Source organism: Motilimonas sp. 1_MG-2023, from assembly GCF_030547455.1.
GTDB lineage: Bacteria > Pseudomonadota > Gammaproteobacteria > Enterobacterales > CBDFNC01 > Motilimonas.
The window spans coordinates 1-231 of the sequence record NZ_JAUOPX010000333.1 but is presented as its reverse complement, the minus strand read 5'-3'; the positions used below and the strand labels follow the sequence as shown (position 1 = coordinate 231).

Sequence of the window (231 nt, the reverse complement as noted above, 5' to 3'; positions counted from 1 at the left end):
ATCTAGCGATGTCCAATCATAATTTACTAGAAGATTAACTAACTGTGTTGATGTTGTTAGTCCACCAGATGTAACAAGCGAAACAGGGGTTGGGCTAACTGCACGAGTAAATGTAAGTCCACCTATAGCCTGTGAAGTATCATCCTTTAGTTTGTTAAGCTTCCCCATCGACACAATATTCGTGAAAGTCGAGTCCTGAAACACTTTAGCGTCTTCAAACGATTGTTGAGC

Annotated in this window: 1 protein-coding gene; it reads right to left on the bottom strand. The window is 40.7% G+C overall.

What is annotated here, in order from left to right; all coding sequences use genetic code 11:
- On the bottom strand, nucleotides 1-231 hold a 231-nt coding region (locus tag Q4519_RS22210), incomplete at both ends, for a hypothetical protein (RefSeq protein ID WP_303516164.1).